Origin of the sequence: Bacillus sp. FSL R9-9410 (assembly GCF_038050385.1) — a bacterium.
In the GTDB taxonomy this organism is placed as follows: domain Bacteria; phylum Bacillota; class Bacilli; order Bacillales; family Bacillaceae_G; genus Bacillus_A; species Bacillus_A cereus_U.
The window spans coordinates 215,793-236,463 of sequence record NZ_JBBOTV010000001.1; the positions used below are offsets into that span (position 1 = coordinate 215,793).

Consider the following 20,671-nt stretch of genomic DNA (forward strand, 5'->3'; position numbering starts at 1 on the left):
AAGAGTAATAAGAGTAATAAGGATTTTGATATACACATGTATTTTAACAATAAAAAATTTAGCTTTATATATGTAAGTATTTTGATTTTAAAAATGTATTACTTTTATTACTGATAAGTCAAATCCCTTGTGGGAGTAAGGGCGAATAAGGTAATACGTCTAAATATTTATTATTACTCTTACTACTGAGCTTTTTATAGAAAAGGTAATAAAGCTTAGAGCCGTAAGCATTTCAAGGTTTTAACAAAGAGTAATAAGCACGTATTACCAAAAAAAATGGAGGTAAGTAAATGGCAACTAAAAAAGCTCCAATCGTAATAGCAATAGAAAGAGACGCAGCAGGAAATCTTAGTACATGGTGTCAATACTGTAGAAAGTTTCATCATCACGGAACAGGTGAAGGACACAGGGATGCACATTGTTTTGAGGAAGATAGTCCTTATATTCGTACAGGTTATGTCCTTAAGAAGATGAAACTATCGGGTAGAGAGGTTGTTACAAAGAGCGAACCTAAGTAGGTGATATGTAATTGGTTTGCCTTAAGGATTATCAAATGTTAGAAGAAGAGATTGCTTATTTGGAATACAAGTTTAATAGAATACATGCTGAATTAAAACGTCAGAGCAAATGGGGTAAAGATATATTATCAATTAATACAGGCAATGAAGAAACAGAAAAGATACTGGATCAACTTAAGAAGAAGCTCGCATTTAAGAAAGAACAATTGCAACAGCTCGTTGACATATTGAGTAATTTCAAAAACTTAGAACAACAGATACTTAAGCTGAAATATATTGATGGAATGACGTTAGAAGGCATAGGAACCAAATTAAATTACAGTACGCATTATATTAAAGTGAAACATGCTGAGATTATGAGAAGAATCAAGTTTGCTGAGAGATTAAAGGTAAGAGGATAGAGAACTGTGGAAGGAAAATAAAATATTTTAAAAGCTATTTAATTAATTAAACAAGAATTGAATTGTTCATTTGTAAACAAAAATTAAAAATGATTTTTTATATAACACCCCCCCTATCTTATATATGAACGGTTTTTGGGGGAGGGCTGGCAACGCGGTGGGGAGATTTGTCTTTTTATTTTTTGCTTTTCGCGCGCGGAAAATAGAAAAAAAGGCCTAAAAAAGATGCTTTCCTATTTTTTTAGGAAAACATTTATGTTTTTAATCGGTAAATTAAATTGTTACTTATGAACCTATAAACCGCATGAAATCAACGTTTGTTTCGTTAAATTTAGATTATCACAACTCAAATATACACGTCAAATAGTGATTTTCATTTTAAAAAAATAATAAAACAAGTGATGAAAGGGTGATGAAAGTATGATTTCAAATGAAGACAAAAAACAAACAGCTTATGAAATGTATAAAAGCGGAAAATACTCGTTTAAAGAAATCGCAGCAGAATTAGAAGTCAAAGAGAGTACGCTAAACAATTGGCGTCACCGTTACAAGTGGGTAGAACTATCCGCAAATGTAGATCGTCAAAAGCTTTATGATTTACTGATGTCTAAATTGAAAGATAAAGGTCTAGAAACCGAAATGCAATTCGTAGACATGGTGAATACGTACATGAAATTTTTCGATATCAAAAACAAATTGATTGAAGATATTGAAGAACGCGGCGTATCTGTAATGGGTGTAACGGGATCAGTCAAAAAGAATGATTCTATTTCAGAATTAACAAAAGTTATCACGTCTATGTCAAAGTTGCTGGAGTTTTTAGGTATCAACATTGAAGAAGCTGAAGACGATGAAGAACTTGATATATAAATAATAATATAACAGGAGGTCATGAAAACATGGCACATTTAGAAAATAGTTTAAAATTGAAAGAATTATTTTATCAACGAATCAAAACAGAAGAAAGAAGCCTTCCAACCTTGGAAAAACTTAAATTAGCTCGCGAATGCCAAAGAAACGTTGCATCACGCGATGAATATAACCATATTACAAAGATCGTTGAAGGACTAGAAAAAGAGTATGAAGCCGAAAGAAAGTTTGGTTACACGCCAACTGTTATTTTTAGCAAAGAAGACAAGGTGCAGGCATCGAAAATGGTCAAGAAAGATATTGAAGCAATGGACAAGCGATATACCGAGTTATACAAACGTAAAACAGAATTAGAATCATCTATCGCTGATGAAGTTTTCGCTATTAATGCAGAACTAAATGAAATGCACGAAGCACATAGAAAGCTAGTATATTGCAACGAAATCTACGGCGGTTATTACGGTGAGTTATACAAAATGGTTACGTCTACGAAATCGGAGGTATTACGATAATGATTACACTATATGAAAAGATTCTATCGGCACGAGAAAGAAAACATGCTTATCATACTTATGATATTGAACTAACGCCGCTAACAGATGCAGGGAAAGTATTATTCGGTCGGATGGACTTATTAAAGGAAGAAAGGGACGGACAAGTTGAAAACTGGTTAAAGAATGCTTTATCACGTAACAAAAGCAACTTCAAACCTAATGACAAATATACTTTTTACTATGATGATCCGAACGAATCAGAAGATCAGCGAGTAAATGAAGTATTACGTTATGTAGAAAACAAGATTTATAGCAAATGGGAAACAAGTACAAAATGGGGTAATTTAAAAACGCCGGTACTTGGAGTCGACTATTCAGTGGAAATTGAAAAGCGAGTTGATGTACTGGACGCTCCGAAAAAGAGCAGCAACCAAAAATCGCTTAAAAATCCAGCTATTGAAGTTGAGGGAAAAGAAGTAAACGAAACGTTAGTTATTGAAGGTTAACACAAGAACCCTGTTATCAGGGGGTCTTTTCCATTTAAATCCGGAAATAACGAAAATATGAAAAACGGCTTTCCAGTGTGTTAAATATGCTATTTTGCGTAACTGTCTAATGTATTTATACCTAAACGACGAATAACATGAAATAAAGAGGGATAAGCGCGTTAGGAAGAAAGTTACTAAGGAAGCAATTGCAGAAGAAATAATAAGAGAGGTAACAGAAGATGAAAACTAAACTAATTCTAGACATCAACAAAACACAACATGCTCAACTCAATTCCATTGTAACTGGTCGCGTTGGCGATAAGGCTAGTAATATAGTTGATGTTTATGTAATTGACAATGGGACGCCGTACAATTTAACAGGTAATACAGTATTTTTTGAATGTGTAAAGCCGGATAATACAGTTGTTCGTGATGATAATGGTGTAAAAATAATTGATGCCGCAAAAGGACACTTTGAATATACATTCCCTACTGAAACGTTCGGAGCAATTGGTAAGGCAAAACAGGCATTTATGTCGATCGAAAAAGATAAAACAGTAAGAGCAACAACGCAAGATTTTGTATTAATCACATTACCTGACGCAACGACAAATCGCATTCCATCAGAATCTTATGTATCCGATTTAGAAAAACTCATCAAAGAATTAAATGAAATGGCATTAGAAGAAATTAATAGCCAAGCCGCCGCAGAAGCATCGGCAGCGAAAGATTTCGCAAATAAAGCGAATGACTTATCTATTAGTATACAAAAACAATTAGATACAATCGTAATCAATGGTGATTCTTCAGTTGAAGCGGCCCAAGCACGTACAGATATAAATGGTAATAGTTCTAGAACTTTAAAGGAAAGATTAGATAAAGAACAAGTTAAAGTTGATAAATTATCAGAAATGGCAAATAAACCGAAAACTATTGAGCAAGTCATTGAGAAAATGATTAAAAAGGAACTTGTAACGATAGTTTGCTATGGAGATAGTATTACTTTTGGATATATACCGGGAAGTGGAGCACAAACCCCTAACACATATCCATCTCATTTACAGACACTTTTAAGAGATTATTATGGATACTCGGGAATTACTGTTATAAATAAAGGGAATAGTGGAAAACGATCTTACGAATTTGCTAGTGATGCATATGTTAAAGAAGTTATTTCATTGAATCCAGACATGATTATTTTCATGACTGGAATAAATGATTGCCGAGGTAGTTCAAGTGGAGGACCTATTATTCCTGTAAAGGATTATAAATATAATATCGCATTAATGATTTCTAAGTTGAATTACCCATTTATCTTTATGACGCCTACGTTCTTTCAAGATACAGAGGAAACAAAGAGTAGATTCGTTCAATATGTTAGCGCTATGGGAGAAATGGCAAAAAAATTAAGTGTTAAACTTATTGATTTGAACACTATTGTTTTGAATGACTTAGAAATTAGAGAACTGTCATTTTCAGATATAGCACCAGACAATATTCATTATATTGATGAGTATTATAAACGATTAGCTGAATTCGTGTTTACATTCGGATTATGTAACAATGATATTGTTGTTAAGCAGGGGAAATTTATTAACCCTTTGGATAACTTATTTAGATGGAAGTTAAATTCAAATTACTATACATCTCCGATTAATCCGATGAAACGAAATATAATTTTAGATAATACAAAAAATGAACTTGAAAATCTAACTATTTATTTATTTGCTGATGAAAAAAAATTAGCATTACAATCATTATACATTCCAAACTATAATACAAGTCCAAGTAATACGATTGAAGTAAATGGAGTAGTATTCTCTCAACCTATTCCATCGCCTGGACAGACAATTTGGAAACTTCGAGAACAAGCAATTCCCTTAGTATATGGTCTTAATAAGATTGTTTATAAAACAAGTAATGCTGTGTCAGGGAAAACACTTCAACTTATTTATGGTGTTAATATCATAAAAACAGATAGTATAATTTTAGGTGATTCGAAGAAGCTTTCTGGAAAAATATATATCAATGCTGAAACAACAGGTGTTCAAAAAAGAACGAAACTATTAACTATGAAAGACAATGATTTCAAAAAAATATCGGTAAAATTTACACCATCGGCAATTGATAGTGGAATTGCATTCGGGACTGGATTAGTAATTTATGAAGGAAAAGCAATTGAATATCCTCTTTCTGTGGTTTTGTATGGCGGAGGCAGGAAAACTAAACTTTATGATTTTAAAATGAATCATAATAACGCTCTCTATAATGTAGATGGAAAATTAAACTTTGGAGAATTGTTTTCTAGCGATGTAGCTTATAACCTTAATGTAGAAAACACATTAACTATAACTTTAAGTTTAGATGAGTATGTGTTTGAACTTAATGGTGTATTATTATTTACTCTTCCTAAGACAACTTATAACATTGGTGTACTAGATGTTTGGGGATATAGCATTAGCACGAGTCCTTGTACAGTTAATGAAATAACGGTTTCTAGATAGCTTTTTAACAAGCATAGATTGCGAGAGGTGATTATCGTCTCTCTTTTTATTTTGAAAGGAGGTGAACAATTGGAGCGGGATCTATTGTTACAAAGGATGTACCTTCGCATTCGGTTGTTGCAGGTAATCCGGCTCGTGTAGTAAAAGAGAATATTGAATGGAAAATTTAACATTATACAAGGGGGAGGCAGCTAATTGCTTCCTCTTTGTTATTTATAAGGTTTCAAGTAATAATTTAGTATGTGTATTTAAAAGTTAACAGTAAATTAGCATGAATTTCACATGAAATTAACATCAGGTAATTAATATATGTGATAAGTCATTAAGAAATAGGAGGTAACTATGAAAACAGAAGGTAATATCATTAAAGGGATTCGAAATGGCGGTTTAATATCTTTAAGTTTTTGGATTTTACTGTACTGTCTGTTAAAAGTAGTGATCCTCTAGTAATAATTAGGTTCTTAACAAAATATGGATTTTAAAACAAAACGAAGCGTGCTTATAGCAGGCTTTTTTATTTTTAAAAGGAGGTAATAACATAAGAAATTGACGAAAGGACAACTGATGCACGGTTGTTCTTTTTTGTAGGAATATGTCGAATGATAGTGCTATGAAAGAACTTCCTTATATTAGATAATTTAGATAGAAGGGAGCGAGTACAAATGGCTAAAAACAAACAATTAGAAGCTGAATTTACTCAAGATAATATGCTTGTACTTATTGAAAGTCGTACAATGCGAGACCAACACGTTTATCGTGAAGAAGTTTTAGAAAAGGTTAAAGGAGTAGCGTTTTTAACGGACAACTTCGAAGTAACTATCCAAATGGCTGCTGATTATTATGAAGTTCCTTTTGAAACAATTAAAGGTGTAATAAGACGCCACCGTGAAGAATTTAATGAATATGGTGAAATGAGATTGTTAAAAGGTAAGCCGTTAAAGGATTTTAAAGCTCAGGTACATGATGTACCTAACCTCGAATCAGCTCCTTCATTAACTCTAATTAACAGAAGAGGATTGTTACGGATTGGTATGCTTCTGACAGATTCAGAAGTTGCACAAGCAGTACGTAACTATTTACTTAATATCGAGGAAGTATCAGACGACGAACAAAAACGTTGGGCTATTGAACGTGAAATCAGTAAACGTGACAGAAGACAACTTACTGACGCAATTCAAGAATTTTATAACGGTGCACTAAAAAATGGAGTTCAGTATGCTGCATTTACTAACTTAGTGTACGATACGTTGTTTGATATGACTGCAAATGAATTAAAGGTAATGTACGAACTCGAAAAGAGAGAGGCGTTAAGAGACTCATTTACCACTGAAGATTTAAGAAAGGTAGTAAAGGTTGAAAAGACGATTTCTGTTTTACTTCTGCTAGGTAAGAGTTATGAAGAAATCGAGTCTGAATTACAAGTTAACAAATCGAAATATCAATAATATTTATTAAAGCATTCCTTATGGAGTGCTTTTTATAATGTGAAAATTACATGAGTGGTATAGATTAAATAAAAATGATTTTTGTTTTTAAAGGTATTGATGTAAATCAAAGCTAACTTATCCATATTCAATAAAAAGCTTACCGAGTCGTATAATCATTAAGCTTTTTTATTTAGTATATGTTTATTTATTACATAAAGGTGTAAAAGAAGGTACACTGGCTAAATTTAGAAATGATAACTCTAATGTTGTATTAGCATTGAAAAGAAATACTAACATTCGAACAAATAGGACAATATAAAATGAATTAGATAATGAAGAAAGCCGCTCGTTTTCCGGGGCGGCTTATGCTTTACATATTTTATTTTTCTTCTTCTTTGTAATTCAATGCAATCTCTACTATTTCTTCTGGTGTTAAATCCCTAAAATCCCAAAAGATTATATCACTTGGAGCGGGATGAGGCACACCGCTATTATTAAATTGGTTTACGTATTCATTAAGTTCTTCTTCAGGTAATTTAGGGTTACAAATCTTTGTTACAAGTTCAATAAGTTCTTCTTTTGTCATTTTGAGTGTCATACTAACCATCCTTTCATAATCATTAACCTTTTTTACCGAAATGATATGAACGATCTAAAACATTTTGATGCATTTTAGGAGAAACAATTATTAAGTTATCGAGATTGTATACATCTCCACCCTGGTGAATTGGTTGTTTATGGTGCAAAATATATTGATTGTGCTGACCATACTTCTCAGATAATGGAGCGAATGGAGCTTTACCCTCTTTCATAAGGTTTATATTTCTTTGGTTAAACTCTTCCGCATAGTTTGAATCAGCAACTGTTTTCCAAAATTCTTTTCTAAAATCATCAAAAGAGTTAAAATTTTTTCCAATCAAACTATCTCGAATTTCTTGTGGAATAACACCAATTGAACCTTTATTATACATTAATTTCTTTTGAGTCCCTAAACTTCGTTCAAGATTAAAACTTGAAGTTACTGTCCCTGGAGAATTTCTTTTTTGTGCACTTGAAATCGTAGTCTTTGCAAAATTATAATAGGCTTGATTCAATTCGTTTTGAGGTATCTTGGTTATGATAGCTCCACCAGAGAAAGCATAAGAAACATCTTTCTTAAAAGATTGTAAAATCTCAGATGCTTGCTTCATTTCTTTTATTAGCGTTACTCCTTTTGTTAATGTACTTGCTCCACTTGATGCTTTTACTCCTTTTATGACAAGTCCTGCTTTACCTAGTCCCTTGTCGGCGATTAGACCGACACCTATTTGGGTTAATGCATAAGTAATCCATTGTGTACGGCTCTCTGCATCTCCATTTATCATATCTCGTTTCACGGTACTTGAAAATGCATGCCACATATTTTTCGCCGTTTCATCCAAATGTAAAATCGCATATGTAACATTAATAAAAGTTCCTATATCCATATTCCTTATATTCATATTACTTAAAGTTTCCATAGACTTGATTTCATCTTCAACAGCTTTCCCTGTTCCGATTACAGTACCATTCCACATCTTTTTTACTGTTTCGAACATTTTAACTACATCATCTACCTTAGCGTCCCAAGCCTTTTTGATCGGAGATTTCTCTTCTATCCTACCGCACATTTCTTCAGCATTAATTAAATGATCAGCTTTTCGGAATTTCTCTTCTGCAATCGCTTGAATTGAAGTCGCCCATTCCATATTCAATCCTTGTGTATTAAATGTACCACTTGCAGGACTAAAACCTTTCCCACTTTGGACTTCAGCAAGACCCGTCGCAATGCTAGCGGCTAATTGAATTGCTGTATTATAGTTATCGCTAGATGTTTGATTAAATTCATATAGATGCTCTAGCTTTTCTTGCAGTTTACGCCTCATGACAGCAAAAAGATTTACCATAGCATCCATACCTGGCATTGGCATAGCTTGATTGATTGCTTCCGTACTTGCTATCATTCGGTCAATTTCTCGAATTTGTTCTAATATTTCTTGTTCGATTACATCTGTCGAAGCGACCTGTGATTGAAATTGACTTGGGAAGGCATCATTTTGATGGATTAGTTCTTCACATAAGTAAATGATTCCTTGTGCTAAAGGACGAAAAGTTTGTACAAAAAATGATTTTGCACTGCTATATGTTTGTCCTTGTAAAACAGTATCGATTGCAAAAGCGTCAATCGACTGAATCGCTTGTTCCATACCTTGAATGGTAGCGGTACATACTGCGTTCATACTTTGAGTTTGGTTTTGTACTTCTCCCAAATACATATTTAAACTCATGAATTCCCCTCCTTAACAGGTAAATCATACCAATTCAAAGGGGGAACTGTAAATATTCCATTGTAATGAATTTATTAGAGGTATCAGCGTATCTCAAAGAGAACTTATCCATATCCCAAATGAAAGGGTGATTCAATGATAATCAGAGAAGGTATCGAAGTAACTAAAATAACTTTAGATGGGTACGAGTTACCAATTCCAGAAGGGTATTCTGAGTTTCTACTTCGTGCTGGATATTGGGGAGTTGGTGAGAAAGTAGAAAAAATAAATCGTGATGAAATCCTAGCGGATTATGACAGAAAGGTTGTTCTGGAAGATGGTAAGTTGTGTACGATACTCACTTACAAAGGGAATAAAAAGAAAAGAGGTAAAAAATCATGAATGAAAAGGTGGGCTTGTTCTTATGGAAAGAAAAGAATGAACTGTTTTGGATAATTCACCAAATAAAAAAAGTGAACGAGTATGAAAAATATTCGTTCACTTTTATTTTACCCTTTATAAATGCAATTCATAATTTCCGTCCGTACTATCGGGCTTTCTAAAAATTTCCTCGAATGGATCAATCTTTTTTGAGAAACCATTTTTTAATGCAAAGTGGTAACCTTCTTCAGTTATAACTTCTTGTAATACTAATCGTTCGAATCCTTTTTCTTTAGCGAATGTTTTAAACCATTCAAGAACAATACTTCCCTTACCTTGATTACTTGGTGTAATGTTTATAGCAGTAATCGCCAAGTATGGATCGGGGAAAAATTCGCTTCTAAGGTTAATGGTGACTTTAGATTTTTTAGAAGAAATATCTAAAGAATACTTAGAAAGGCCTTCTATGAACATTATTTCATCTTGCACTAATTCTTCTAATAACAATTTTAATTTTTGAAAGTCTTGTACATAAAGCGGGATTTTGGTGAATTTTTCTTTCAAAACAAGTACCCCCTTTTATTATTTGTTTTCTGTACTTATCCATTTCTATACATACGCCAGCCTTTTTTATTTTTGGTCCCAAACTAGCCCCACTTAGCCCCAGGTGCATACTTTTCAATGCTTTATTTTGCATTATTAGTGACAAATAAAAAAAGCCCAGAACCCTTGATAAACAAGGTTTCTAAGGCTTTTAATACGACTCTTTGCAGAGTACCGAGATTAACGAGAGTAGAACTCTACGATTAATGCTTCGTTGATTTCAGCTGCTAACTCAGGACGCTCAGCGTGACGAGTGTAAGTAGCTTCTAACTTATCAGCATCGAAAGTTAAATATTCTGGTACGAAGTTGTTAATTTCGATCGCTTCTTTAACAACAACAAGGCTGTTAGATTTTTCGCGAACGCCGATAGTTTGACCAGGTTTAACGCGGTAAGATGGGATATCTACGCGAGCTCCATCAACCGTGATGTGACGGTGGTTTACTAATTGGCGAGCTGCACGACGAGTGCGAGCTAAGCCCATGCGGTAAACTAGGTTGTCAAGACGAGCTTCAAGAAGGATCATGAAGTTTTCGCCGTGCTTACCAGGCATTTTACCTGCTTGGTCAAATGTGCGACGGAATTGACGCTCAGTCATGCCGTACATGTGACGAAGTTTTTGTTTCTCTTGTAATTGTAAACCGTATTCTGAAAGTTTCTTACGTTGGTTAGGACCGTGAGGACCTGGTGCGTAAGGGCGTTTTTCTAATTCTTTTCCTGTGCCGCTTAGAGAGATTCCAAGACGACGAGACAGTTTCCATGCTGGACCTGTATAACGAGCCATAGTTGACTCCTCCTTCAAAAATGTTTTTATTTTCGTAAAATAAAAACAGACGTAATCGATATTTACGGGTATTTTGTTTTCATGTACCTTCGCTCCAGCAGCAGGGAGTTACGAGATACACCTCCGCAGAGGAACAAAATACAAACGATAAACTCACATTACAAGGCTGCCTTTTTATTTTACACAAACGCTATTATATCTTTTAGCTACAGTTTCGTCAAGCGACTCCCTTTTTGTTTTATGCAGATAAATTTTGGAAATTAACAAGAAGGAATTTAAAACAATATGAAAGAAAAGATAGAAACACAAGTAAAACGCTTACATAAAATGTAGTAAAAACGTTCATCAGATTTTTCTTGGTGGATATGTGGCAATAAAGACATAAGGGGGATGTTTTTATGAAAAAGAAACATATGGAGACAGCATTAATTCATCACGGATATGAATCAAATGAAAATAAAGGGAGTTTAACACCACCTTTATTTCAAACTTCTACATTTACGTTTGAGACAGCACAGCAAGGAGAAGCGAGTTTTGCGGGAGAAGATCCATCTTATATTTATTCAAGGCTTGGGAATCCAACTGTGAAATTATTTGAAGAACGTATGGCTGTTTTAGAAGGTGGAGAGGAAGCGCTGGCGTTCGGTTCAGGTATGGCAGCCATTTCAGCAACGTTAATCGGTTTTCTAAAAGCTGGAGATCATATTATTTGTTCGAATGGATTATATGGATGTACGTACGGTTTTTTAGAAGTATTAGAAGAAAAATTTATGATTACTCATTCGTTTTGTGATATGGAGACAGAGACTGATATTGAAAATAAAATTCGTCCAAATACAAAGCTCATTTTTGTGGAAACACCGATTAATCCAACGATGAAATTAATTGATTTAGAAAAGGTGATCGGGGTAGCGAAGCGCAATGATTTGCTTGTTATTGTCGATAATACGTTTTGTTCACCTTATTTACAAAGACCTCTTGAGCTTGGTTGTGACGCCGTCGTTCACAGTGCGACAAAATATATTGGTGGTCACGGGGATGTTGTAGCGGGTGTAACAATTTGTAGAACGAAAGCGTTAGCTGACAAAATTCGTCCGATGCGAAAAGATATCGGCGGTATTATGGCGCCGTTTGACGCGTGGTTATTGTTACGCGGATTAAAAACATTAGCAGTAAGAATGGATCGTCATTGTGATAATGCGGAAAAAATTGTATCGTTTTTGAAAAATCATGAAGTAGTAGAAGGTGTTTGGTATCCGGAGGGAGAATTAGCATCTCGGCAAATGAAACGAGGCGGGGGCGTTATTTCTTTTTCAATTAAAGGCGGGAAAGAGGAAACACAGTCGTTTATCAATGACCTCCATTTTATTACAATTGCCGTAAGTTTAGGTGATACAGAAACGTTAATTCAGCATCCAGCGACGATGACGCATGCAGCTATTCCAGCTGAACTAAGAAAAGAAATGGGTATTTTCGATAATTTAATACGCCTATCTGTCGGCTTAGAATCATGGGAAGATATCGTTTCTGATTTAGAACAGGCACTAAAGAGGATATCGACGGTTAGCAATCAATAAAAAAAGAGTGAGCTATCGGTTTCGTACGTTACGTACTTAATCGATAACTCACTCTTTTCTTTATTAAATATGTTTTAGGAGTGTTTCCACAAACTTTTCTAAATAATGCTGATCTACTTCATCGAAACGATTTTTTTCAGGACTATCAATATCAAGTACACCAATGATAGTTCCTTCTTTCAGAATCGGTACAACGATTTCAGAATTAGAGGCACTATCGCAAGCGATATGTCCTGGGAATTGGTGGACATCTGCTACAAGTTGCGTTGTTTTTGTTTCAGCTGCAACGCCGCAAACACCGCGTCCGAACGGAATACGCACGCAAGCTGGCATTCCTTGGAATGGTCCAAGAACAAGCTGATTTCCTTCTGTTACATAAAAGCCAACCCAATTAACGCGATCTAAAAATTGATTTAATAGTGCGGACGCATTTGATAAGTTTGCGACTACGTTCGGTTCGCCAGTTAATAATGCATCCAGTTGTTTAATTACTGTCTCATATTGCTTTTCACGAGATCCTGCATAACTTTCTTTTGTGAACATGGAAACAACTCCCTTTTTATCGAGATATGTAAAATGGTAGCAAAATACGATGTATTTCACATGACTTTGTCGATAGAAAATTAAAGGAATTTGTCTTAAAAGTCAAGAAATTTAAACTATAGCTGTTCATTGAGAGGAAGTGAGCGCATGAAGCAGACGAAACAAAAGGTAATTGATGCGGCAATATCGTTGTTTAATACGAAAGGGTATGACGGGACATCGGTGCGAGACATTGCAAAGCGAGCGGATGTGAATGTAGCGAATATTTCATATTATTTTTCTGGAAAGCAAGGGTTATTAGAACAGCTTATTACGGATTTTTTAGAAGGATATATTCACGTAATTGAAACGTCATTTGAACAGAGAGAATATTTATCGGCTAAAGATGCGATGGTGCAAATGGTGCGCGGGATTTTACGATATCAATTTGATAATAGAGAACTGACACGTTTTTTTTATAGAGAGCTTTCGCTTGATACGACATTAATTCGTGAAGTGATGACCGTTTATTTTTCCAGAGAAAGATATTATATAGAGCAAATCATTAAACAAGGACAAATGAAGCAAGAATTTAAAAAGGTATCTTTTACAATGTTTATGACGCAACTAAAAGGCATGATGAATATGCCATTTTTATATCCACAATATATATCAGAGGTGCTACACTCATTTCCATCTGAGACGTTTTTCTTAGAAATGTATACGAAGGAAATTGAGCAATGGATGGAACGAACATTATATAAAGCGAGTATGTATTATGAACTGCCAAGAGCTGTTCATATGTGAAAAATCCCCACCTAACGAACTGAGGTGGGGATTTTTATATGTTGTTTTCTTTGCTTTGCTATAAATTGTTGCATACTAGCGCAATAATTGTTAATGAGGCGCCGGCAATTTCTATGTTATCGACAGTATAACCTTGAAACATAGAACCGATGCTTGCAATGGTAAAAGCTGGCCTTGGTATTACTTTACTTCCGGAAATGGTGGTAGAGCAAGCGGTAAGGCAAGGAAATGTTACTTGTGCGCAAAATTTATTTCGCATCTCATATGAAAGAGTGCCTGTTATTACAATCATTTGAGGATAGGTATTTAAGTAAGCGGAATATTAAGAAATATTACATTTACATTTAAAGAAACATGAAATTTTAAAAAAAACTAGGTCAAAAACACGTCATTACATGGTATGATTAGAACATTGTTAGTTGTTAAATATAGGGGAATTCCCTTTTTATACATAATGCCTTCCATTTCATAAACGGAACGGACAAAAAAAGAGATATAACTTAGGAGGCTTTTTTGCATGGATTCTATCCTGACGATCGTTATCATTGTAGTAAGCTCTATTCTAGTGCTGCTCATGATAGAGCTTGTGATAAGAAATCGTTCATATAAAGATATTGAAGCACTGGAGCAGTGGAAACAAGAGATAAAAGATAAACCTGTGGCAGATGAACTAAAGCGGGTAAAAGATTTAAATATGACAGGTCAAACAGAAGAACTATTTGGTAAATGGCGTGAAGAGTGGGATGAAATTGTATCAACAACTCTTCCGAAAGCTGAAAAAGATTTAGGGCAAGCGCGAAAATTTGCCTCGCAATTCTCCTTCCGCAAAGCAAAGCATGCGATGAAAGAATCCATAAGTGGTTTAGATGACGCTGATAATCGTATTACAGACATTTTAAATGAATTACAGCAACTGTTAGAAAGCCATGAGAAAAACAGCTCGGAAATTGAAGAGTTACGTGATACATATCGTAGTATGAAAAAGAGCGTTCTTGCTCATCGACACATGTATGGAGCAGCTGAGCAAAAAATTGAAGAGATGTTAGATGTTGAATCCGAGAAGTTCAAAACTTTTGAAGAGGCAACTGATAATGGTGATTATTTAAAAGCGAGAGAAATTGTTATTAGTTTAGAAGAAGGTTTAGCAAGTTTAGAAATCGTTATTCATCAAATTCCAGATTTATTGGTAGAGTGTCAAGCGACATTACCAGTTCAGCTGGAAGATTTAATACAAGGCCATGATGATATGATAAGACAAGGTTATGTATTAGAGTATTTGGAAATTCCTAAAGAAGTCCGCGATATGACGACACAACTACAAACATGTTTAATGGATATACAGGAGCTTTATATAACGGAAGCAGCAGAAAAAGTAGAGAACTTAAAAACTCGTTTAGACAGTTTTTATGATCAACTTGAACAAGAAGTGCATGCGAAACACTATGTGGAGCAAAAAACACTGTCTGTTTATGAAGATTTAGAAGAAATTCGTACAGAAACAATTGAAACGAAAATAGAAACACAACTTGTGAAACAAAGTTATCAATTACAAGACAAAGACATTGAGTCACAAAAAGTAATTGAAAAGCAAATGCATATTTTAATGAAACGTTTTGAAGTGTTGCAAATACGTGTTGCTGAACAAGATATTGCATTCTCTATTATTCGTGAGGAACTAGAAGAGGTTTATGAGCAATGTGAAACTTTAAAAGTACTTCATGCAGAATATAAAGAAATGCTGCAAACGATGCGCAAAGAGGAATTTGAAGCACGTGAGAAGTTACAAGAAATGCGAAATACGATTTTTGAGACGAAACGTTTTATGCAAAAGTCGAATTTACCAGGTCTTCCAGAGAGTATTATGGAAGATTTACAAAAAGGGCAAATGGCGATGCAAGCTGTATATGAGCAATTAGAAGTAAAGCCGTTAAATATGAATACTGTAAATAGCAGTTTAGAAGAAGCGTACACAGTTGTGAATGGTGTATCTGAAATGACGGAAGAATTAATTGGACAAGCGTATTTAGTTGAAAAACTAATTCAATACGGTAACCGGTACCGCAGTCATGATGAGAATCTTGCAGAAAGCTTAAATTATGCGGAGAAATTATTCCGTGAATATCAATACGATGCAGCTTTAGAACAAGCGGCTTCTATATTAGAGAAACTTGAACCTGGCGTTGTTCAAAAAATAGCTGAATATGTAGACAATGAGCAAACCCTTTAATAAAGGGTTTGTTTTTTTGTGTAATTTTGAAGTCGATGTTGCTATAATGAATAGCGGAATACAGTAAGGTTGTTCGTTTCAAAATAAAGTGAAACCATAAGTGATGGGTTTCATCCACCATTGATTATTAATCTTCACCACTCAGTATGCCTGCAAATGGCGGGGGGAAATATACACTTTTATATAAAAACGGAACCTTTGAGTAGTCTTAGCGTAATTACACGTATTTGTGATATGATTATATGATGTGATAGCGCTGAAAGGGGAAGAACGATGATCTATTTTGATAATAGTGCGACGACGAAGCCATATCCAGAAGCTCTTCAATCGTACGTAACGGTTGCAGGGAAATATTTTGGTAATCCTTCTTCTATTCACTCGCTTGGAGGAGAGGCAGAGCGTCTATTAACACAATCGAGAACGATTGCGGCACAGCTCCTTCACGTTAAACCTTCTGAAATTATTTTCACATCAGGTGGAACGGAAGGGAATAACCTTGCGATTAAAGGGATAGCGATGAGGAATCGTTCGCGCGGCAAACATATTATTACAACAAATATTGAACACGCGTCTGTGTTTGAGGCATATAAACAATTAGAAGATCTCGGTTTTGATGTAACATATTTACCGGTTAACGAGCACGGTGTTGTATCGGTAGAAGATGTAAAACGAGCGCTTCGTGAAGATACGATTCTTGTGTCAATTATTCACGTGAACAACGAGACTGGAGCGATTCAGCCCGTTGCTGAAATTGGAACATTATTAGCGAACTATCCGAAAATAAGATTCCACGTGGATCATGTACAAGGGATAGGAAAAGTACCACTTGATTTATACGCTTCTCATATTGACCTTTGTTCAATATCTGGACATAAATTTCATAGCGTAAAGGGGACAGGTCTTCTTTACATACGTGATGGTGTAAGATTAGATCCAATCTTATCAGGTGGTCAACAAGAGCTCAAGTATCGTTCAGGTACAGAAAATTTACCTGGTATTGTAGCGATGGTGAAAGCACTTCGTATGACGATGGAACAAGTGAAAGAAAAAATAGTTCATTTGCAAAATTTACAAACAGAGCTGGTCCGTTTCTTTAAAGAGATGGAAACTGTAACGATTAATACATCACTTGAATATGCGGCACCGCACATTTTAAATGTATCATTTGTCGGTTTAAAACCAGAAGTAGTCGTTCATGCTTTAGAAGAATATGGTGTATATGTATCGACGAAGTCTGCTTGTTCTTCAAAAGCAAATGAAGTGAGCCGAGTACTAGTGTCAATGGGAGTACCGCACGCCGCAGCTACAAGTGCGATTCGCATTAGTCTAGCACCGGACAACACGATGGAAGAAGTAAAACAATTTGAAGGTATTGTTAAAGAGACAATGCCAAAATTATATGAAGTGATGAGGTAAAGAAATATGATGACATATGAATATATTTTAGTTCGTTATGGAGAAATGACGACAAAAGGAAAGAATCGTTCTAAGTTTGTAAGTACGTTAAGAGATAATGTGAAATTCAAATTAAAAAAATTCCCAAACATTAAAATTGATGCAACACATGATCGTATGTACATTCAGTTAAATGGCGAAGACCATGAAGAAATTTCTGAAAGATTGAAAGATGTATTTGGTATTCATAAGTTTAACTTAGCGATGAAAGTACCATCAGAATTAGAAGATATTAAAAAAGGTGCATTAGCAGCTTTCTTACAAGTAAAAGGTGATGTGAAAACATTTAAAATTACAGTGCACCGTTCTGATAAGCGCTTCCCAATGAAGACGATGGAGTTACTTCCAGAAATCGGTGGGCACATTTTAGAAAATACAGAGGATATCACAGTAGATGTTCATAATCCAGATGTGAATGTACGTGTAGAAATTCGCAGTGGTTATAGCTATATTATGTGTGGTGAGCACATGGGAGCAGGCGGTTTACCAGTTGGTGTTGGCGGAAAAGTAATGGTACTTCTTTCTGGTGGTATCGATAGCCCGGTAGCAACTTACTTAACGATGAAACGCGGTGTATCTGTGGAAGCAGTTCACTTCCATAGTCCACCTTTCACAAGTGAGCGTGCGAAACAAAAAGTAATCGATTTAGCACAAGAGTTAACGAAATACTGTAAACGTGTAACACTTCACCTTGTTCCATTTACTGAAGTGCAAAAAACGATTAATAAAGAAATTCCATCTAGCTATTCTATGACAGTTATGCGTCGTATGATGATGCGTATTACAGAGCGTATTGCAGAGGAGCGTAATGCACTTGCAATTACGACTGGTGAAAGTCTTGGACAAGTAGCGAGCCAAACGTTAGATAGTATGCATACGATTAACGAAGTGACAAACTATCCTGTTATTCGTCCACTTATTACGATGGATAAATTAGAAATTATTAAAATTGCAAAAGAAATTGGAACGTATGATATTTCAATTCGTCCATATGAAGACTGCTGTACAGTATTTACACCAGCAAGTCCATCGACGAAACCGAAGCGTGAGAAAGCAAATCGTTTTGAAGCGAAGTACGATTTCGCGCCGTTAATTGAAGAGGCTGTAGCGAACAAAGAAACAATGGTATTACAAACAGTAGAAGTAGTGGCCGAAGAAGAAAAATTCGAAGAACTTTTCTAAACCCATAAATTACCACATTCAAATGTGCATGAAGTCATGTTGTTTATCACACTCTATACTCACAAGGAGGTGATACAACATGGCAAGCACAAATAAATTAGCAGTATCTGGTGCTCAAGCAGCATTAGATCAAATGAAATACGAAATCGCTCAAGAGTTTGGTGTTCAACTTGGAGCTGATGCAACATCTCGCGCTAACGGATCTGTTGGTGGCGAAATTACTAAACGTCTAGTTTCACTAGCTGAGCAACAATTAGGCGGTTACCAAAAATAATCCCATATACGATGGCTTAGAAAGAGCGGGTTCTCCCGCTCTTTCTTTTTTTGTCATGATTTATCGGTAAATCGATATAAATTCATTCAACGGTTCGACATAAATATAAAAAAATTGTCAAAAGAAGAGGGTTCAAAATTTACTGAAAATTCTTTATTATATAAGAGAGGCATAGAAATAAAGGAGGATGTTATATGAAGAGAGAGGAATTGTTGGCGCCGCCGTCTTATAACTTAGTTTCGGAAATAGAGAAATATACGAATGATAAAGAGAAGCTTGCTTTAATTTGGCAAGATGATAAAGGGAATATACGAGAGATTACATATTTTGAATTAATGCAAGGTGCGAATAAAATTGGAAACGTTTTTATAAAAAGTGGCTTACAAAAAGGGGACAAGCTCCTTATTATGATGCCGCGCTTAATTGAAGCTTACATGACGTATATTGCTGCGATTAAAGCAGGATTTGTCGTTATTCCAAGCTCAGAAATGTTGCGTAAAAAAGATATTGAGTATCGTATTGGGCACGGAGAAGTAAAGGCTATCGTAAGTTACGAACCGTATATTGGACAATTTGACGGCGTAGAAGCGGTGGAATCTCTTCAAAAATTCGTCTTGAGCGAGCGATCAGTAGATGGATGGACAAATTTAAAAACAGCATTAGAAACAGAAAGTGACATGTTAGAAATGGCGAAGACAGATAAAGAAGATATGGTCTTTTTATCTTATACGTCAGGGACGACAGGAAATCCAAAAGGAGTTGTACATACGCATGCCTGGGCATACGCTCATTTACGTACAAGCGCCCCGAATTGGCTCGGAATCGAAGAAGATGATGTTGTATGGGCAACGGCTAGTCCAGGTTGGCAAAAGTGGATTTGGAGCCCGTTTGTAGCGACTCTCGGTTCAGGTGCAACTGGATTTGTATATCATGGTAAATTTGAACCGAAAACATATTTAAACTTATTAGGCGATAATAAGGTGAATGTGCTTTGTTGTACACCGACTGAGTATAGATTAATGGCAAAGGTAGAAAACTTAAGTGAGTACAATTTAGAAGCGTTACATAGCGCTGTATCAGCTGGTGAGCCGTTAAACAGAGAAGTGATTGAAACGTTCCAAAGGCATTTCGATATTACGGTAAGAGACGGTTATGGGCAAACGGAAAACACATTACTTGTTGGGATAATGAAAGGGATGGACATTAGACCAGGATCAATGGGAAAACCAACGCCAGGAAACCATGTTGATATCGTAAATGAAGAAGGTATTCCGGTGCAGGTAGGAGAAGTTGGTGATATTGCAGTTCACATTGAAACACCAGCACTCTTTAAACAATATTATAAAGACGATGAGCGTACAGCGATGCAATTCCGCGGTGATTATTATATTACCGGTGATAAAGCGAAAAAAGATGAAGACGGCTATTTTTGGTTTGAAGGACGCGGAGATGATATCATTATTAGCTCTGGCTATACAATCGGGCCGTTTGAAGTAGAAGATGCACTTGTAAAACACCCATACGTAAGAGAATGTGCGGTTGTCGCAAGTCCAGATGAAATTCGCGGAAGTGTCGTGAAGGCATTTATCGTATTAAGAGAGAATATAGAAAAGAACGAAGAAACATTAATTCCAGTGCTCCAACAACACGTCAAAGAACTGACTGCACCATATAAATACCCTCGAAAAATTGAATTTGTAGATGAACTACCAAAAACGATTTCCGGAAAAATTCGCCGTATTGAACTTAGAAAACAAGAGATGGAGCTTCCTTCAAAATAATTTTGAAAATGAAGAAGTAAATAGTTGAATGAAATGTAAAACGTATGATATTATAAGAACGAACGTAAGTTCGATTTTATAAATTTGAAAAA

General features: G+C 35.3%; 20 protein-coding genes and 2 pseudogenes. 16 read left to right on the top strand and 6 right to left on the bottom strand.

Features of this window, described 5'->3' with window-relative positions:
• Window positions 1-290: 290 nt before the first annotated feature.
• The 7 genes from MKX77_RS01230 (at window position 291) to MKX77_RS01260 (ending at window position 6,720) form a co-directional block, all read left to right on the top strand.
• Window positions 291-518: a hypothetical protein gene (locus MKX77_RS01230; RefSeq protein ID WP_341305614.1), complete on the top strand. Its 228-nt coding sequence runs from the start codon at window positions 291-293 to the stop codon at window positions 516-518.
• An 11-nt stretch (window positions 519-529) separates the two neighbouring features.
• Complete coding sequence (locus tag MKX77_RS01235) at window positions 530-919, top strand: sigma factor-like helix-turn-helix DNA-binding protein (protein WP_341305615.1); 390 nt, start codon at window positions 530-532, stop codon at window positions 917-919.
• Between the two features lie 420 nt (window positions 920-1,339).
• Window positions 1,340-1,789: a terminase gpP N-terminus-related DNA-binding protein gene (locus MKX77_RS01240; RefSeq protein ID WP_016126713.1), complete on the top strand. Its 450-nt coding sequence runs from the start codon at window positions 1,340-1,342 to the stop codon at window positions 1,787-1,789.
• A gap of 29 nt (window positions 1,790-1,818) precedes the next feature.
• Entirely contained in the window at window positions 1,819-2,301 is a 483-nt protein-coding gene (locus MKX77_RS01245; RefSeq protein ID WP_341305616.1) for a DNA repair protein Rad50, read from the top strand.
• A complete protein-coding gene (locus MKX77_RS01250) occupies window positions 2,301-2,789 on the top strand; it encodes a hypothetical protein (protein ID WP_341305617.1) in 489 nt (162 codons plus the stop codon). Before MKX77_RS01245 ends, MKX77_RS01250 begins: the two co-directional genes overlap by 1 nt.
• A 221-nt stretch (window positions 2,790-3,010) precedes the next feature.
• The gene (locus MKX77_RS01255) at window positions 3,011-5,275 is read left to right on the top strand and encodes a BppU family phage baseplate upper protein (RefSeq protein WP_341305618.1); all 2,265 of its coding nucleotides are present in this window, start codon (window positions 3,011-3,013) and stop codon (window positions 5,273-5,275) included.
• Window positions 5,276-5,937: 662 nt separating this feature from the next.
• Window positions 5,938-6,720, top strand: coding sequence for a hypothetical protein (locus tag MKX77_RS01260; protein WP_341305619.1), 783 nt, complete (start codon window positions 5,938-5,940; stop codon window positions 6,718-6,720).
• 361 nt (window positions 6,721-7,081) lie between these two features.
• Here MKX77_RS01260 and MKX77_RS01265 read toward each other — a convergent pair whose 3' ends face one another.
• On the bottom strand, window positions 7,082-7,300 hold the full coding sequence (locus MKX77_RS01265) for a bacteriocin immunity protein (protein WP_341305620.1): 219 nt from the start codon (window positions 7,298-7,300) through the stop codon (window positions 7,082-7,084).
• A gap of 22 nt (window positions 7,301-7,322) precedes the next feature.
• Entirely contained in the window at window positions 7,323-9,008 is a 1,686-nt protein-coding gene (locus tag MKX77_RS01270) for a T7SS effector LXG polymorphic toxin (RefSeq protein ID WP_341305621.1), read from the bottom strand.
• Window positions 9,009-9,143: 135 nt separating this feature from the next.
• Here MKX77_RS01270 and MKX77_RS01275 point away from each other — a divergent pair, with 135 nt between their 5' ends.
• The gene (locus MKX77_RS01275) at window positions 9,144-9,389 is read left to right on the top strand and encodes a hypothetical protein (RefSeq protein ID WP_078213541.1); all 246 of its coding nucleotides are present in this window, start codon (window positions 9,144-9,146) and stop codon (window positions 9,387-9,389) included.
• Between the two features lie 114 nt (window positions 9,390-9,503).
• On the opposite strand, the gene MKX77_RS01280 is transcribed toward MKX77_RS01275, so the two are convergent.
• Together MKX77_RS01280 and rpsD are read right to left on the bottom strand one after the other, a co-directional pair.
• Window positions 9,504-9,932, bottom strand: a complete 429-nt coding sequence (locus MKX77_RS01280; protein WP_341305622.1) for an N-acetyltransferase — start codon at window positions 9,930-9,932, stop codon at window positions 9,504-9,506.
• A 219-nt stretch (window positions 9,933-10,151) separates the two neighbouring features.
• A complete protein-coding gene (gene rpsD, locus MKX77_RS01285; RefSeq protein ID WP_215554412.1) occupies window positions 10,152-10,754 on the bottom strand; it encodes a 30S ribosomal protein S4 in 603 nt (200 codons plus the stop codon).
• Between the two features lie 398 nt (window positions 10,755-11,152).
• Between rpsD and megL the strand changes: the two genes are divergently transcribed.
• Window positions 11,153-12,331 carry a methionine gamma-lyase gene (gene megL, locus MKX77_RS01290; RefSeq protein ID WP_341305623.1) on the top strand — a complete coding sequence of 393 codons (1,179 nt, stop codon included), beginning with the start codon at window positions 11,153-11,155 and terminating at the stop codon, window positions 12,329-12,331.
• A 63-nt stretch (window positions 12,332-12,394) separates the two neighbouring features.
• Here the strand turns inward: megL and MKX77_RS01295 are convergent, their stop codons facing one another.
• Window positions 12,395-12,874 carry a GAF domain-containing protein gene (locus tag MKX77_RS01295; protein ID WP_002160224.1) on the bottom strand — a complete coding sequence of 160 codons (480 nt, stop codon included), beginning with the start codon at window positions 12,872-12,874 and terminating at the stop codon, window positions 12,395-12,397.
• 147 nt (window positions 12,875-13,021) lie between these two features.
• On the opposite strand from MKX77_RS01295, the gene refZ reads away from it, so the two are divergent.
• Window positions 13,022-13,660 (top strand): forespore capture DNA-binding protein RefZ, encoded by a 639-nt coding sequence (refZ, locus tag MKX77_RS01300; RefSeq protein ID WP_215554409.1) that lies wholly within the window; start codon window positions 13,022-13,024, stop codon window positions 13,658-13,660.
• Between the two features lie 11 nt (window positions 13,661-13,671).
• Here the strand turns inward: refZ and MKX77_RS01305 are convergent.
• Window positions 13,672-13,820, bottom strand: a pseudogene (locus MKX77_RS01305) (EamA family transporter); the annotation flags it as partial.
• Here MKX77_RS01305 and MKX77_RS01310 point away from each other — a divergent pair.
• From MKX77_RS01310 to mbcS, 6 genes and pseudogenes are all read left to right on the top strand, one after another.
• Window positions 13,804-14,008, top strand: a pseudogene (locus MKX77_RS01310) (hypothetical protein); the annotation flags it as partial. The pseudogenes MKX77_RS01305 and MKX77_RS01310 sit on opposite strands and share 17 nt — an antisense overlap.
• Window positions 14,009-14,177: 169 nt before the next feature.
• Complete coding sequence (gene ezrA / locus MKX77_RS01315; protein WP_215554408.1) at window positions 14,178-15,887, top strand: septation ring formation regulator EzrA; 1,710 nt, start codon at window positions 14,178-14,180, stop codon at window positions 15,885-15,887.
• Window positions 15,888-16,160: 273 nt separating this feature from the next.
• Entirely contained in the window at window positions 16,161-17,303 is a 1,143-nt protein-coding gene (locus MKX77_RS01320) for a cysteine desulfurase family protein (RefSeq protein ID WP_215554407.1), read from the top strand.
• A 6-nt stretch (window positions 17,304-17,309) separates the two neighbouring features.
• Window positions 17,310-18,524: a tRNA uracil 4-sulfurtransferase ThiI gene (gene thiI / locus MKX77_RS01325; RefSeq protein WP_002160228.1), complete on the top strand. Its 1,215-nt coding sequence runs from the start codon at window positions 17,310-17,312 to the stop codon at window positions 18,522-18,524.
• A gap of 79 nt (window positions 18,525-18,603) precedes the next feature.
• Complete coding sequence (locus MKX77_RS01330; protein ID WP_000168891.1) at window positions 18,604-18,798, top strand: alpha/beta-type small acid-soluble spore protein; 195 nt, start codon at window positions 18,604-18,606, stop codon at window positions 18,796-18,798.
• Window positions 18,799-18,992: 194 nt separating this feature from the next.
• A complete protein-coding gene (gene mbcS / locus MKX77_RS01335) occupies window positions 18,993-20,579 on the top strand; it encodes an acyl-CoA synthetase MbcS (protein ID WP_341305624.1) in 1,587 nt (528 codons plus the stop codon).
• Window positions 20,580-20,671 lie beyond the last annotated feature (92 nt).

What these genes read in the sequence shown, in the direction of transcription:
- refZ (WP_215554409.1), top strand. Translation starts at nt 13,022, where the DNA reads ATGAAGCAGACGAAACAAAAGGTAATTGATGCGGCAATATCGTTGTTT.
- mbcS (WP_341305624.1), top strand. Translation starts at nt 18,993, where the DNA reads ATGAAGAGAGAGGAATTGTTGGCGCCGCCGTCTTATAACTTAGTTTCG.
- MKX77_RS01250 (WP_341305617.1), top strand. Translation starts at nt 2,301, where the DNA reads ATGATTACACTATATGAAAAGATTCTATCGGCACGAGAAAGAAAACAT.
- megL (WP_341305623.1), top strand. Translation starts at nt 11,153, where the DNA reads ATGAAAAAGAAACATATGGAGACAGCATTAATTCATCACGGATATGAA.
- MKX77_RS01245 (WP_341305616.1), top strand. Translation starts at nt 1,819, where the DNA reads ATGGCACATTTAGAAAATAGTTTAAAATTGAAAGAATTATTTTATCAA.
- MKX77_RS01320 (WP_215554407.1), top strand. Translation starts at nt 16,161, where the DNA reads ATGATCTATTTTGATAATAGTGCGACGACGAAGCCATATCCAGAAGCT.
- MKX77_RS01275 (WP_078213541.1), top strand. Translation starts at nt 9,144, where the DNA reads ATGATAATCAGAGAAGGTATCGAAGTAACTAAAATAACTTTAGATGGG.
- MKX77_RS01295 (WP_002160224.1), bottom strand. Translation starts at nt 12,874, where the DNA reads ATGTTCACAAAAGAAAGTTATGCAGGATCTCGTGAAAAGCAATATGAG.
- rpsD (WP_215554412.1), bottom strand. Translation starts at nt 10,754, where the DNA reads ATGGCTCGTTATACAGGTCCAGCATGGAAACTGTCTCGTCGTCTTGGA.
- MKX77_RS01230 (WP_341305614.1), top strand. Translation starts at nt 291, where the DNA reads ATGGCAACTAAAAAAGCTCCAATCGTAATAGCAATAGAAAGAGACGCA.
- MKX77_RS01240 (WP_016126713.1), top strand. Translation starts at nt 1,340, where the DNA reads ATGATTTCAAATGAAGACAAAAAACAAACAGCTTATGAAATGTATAAA.
- thiI (WP_002160228.1), top strand. Translation starts at nt 17,310, where the DNA reads ATGATGACATATGAATATATTTTAGTTCGTTATGGAGAAATGACGACA.
- MKX77_RS01255 (WP_341305618.1), top strand. Translation starts at nt 3,011, where the DNA reads ATGAAAACTAAACTAATTCTAGACATCAACAAAACACAACATGCTCAA.
- MKX77_RS01270 (WP_341305621.1), bottom strand. Translation starts at nt 9,008, where the DNA reads ATGAGTTTAAATATGTATTTGGGAGAAGTACAAAACCAAACTCAAAGT.
- ezrA (WP_215554408.1), top strand. Translation starts at nt 14,178, where the DNA reads ATGGATTCTATCCTGACGATCGTTATCATTGTAGTAAGCTCTATTCTA.
- MKX77_RS01260 (WP_341305619.1), top strand. Translation starts at nt 5,938, where the DNA reads ATGGCTAAAAACAAACAATTAGAAGCTGAATTTACTCAAGATAATATG.
- MKX77_RS01330 (WP_000168891.1), top strand. Translation starts at nt 18,604, where the DNA reads ATGGCAAGCACAAATAAATTAGCAGTATCTGGTGCTCAAGCAGCATTA.
- MKX77_RS01265 (WP_341305620.1), bottom strand. Translation starts at nt 7,300, where the DNA reads ATGACACTCAAAATGACAAAAGAAGAACTTATTGAACTTGTAACAAAG.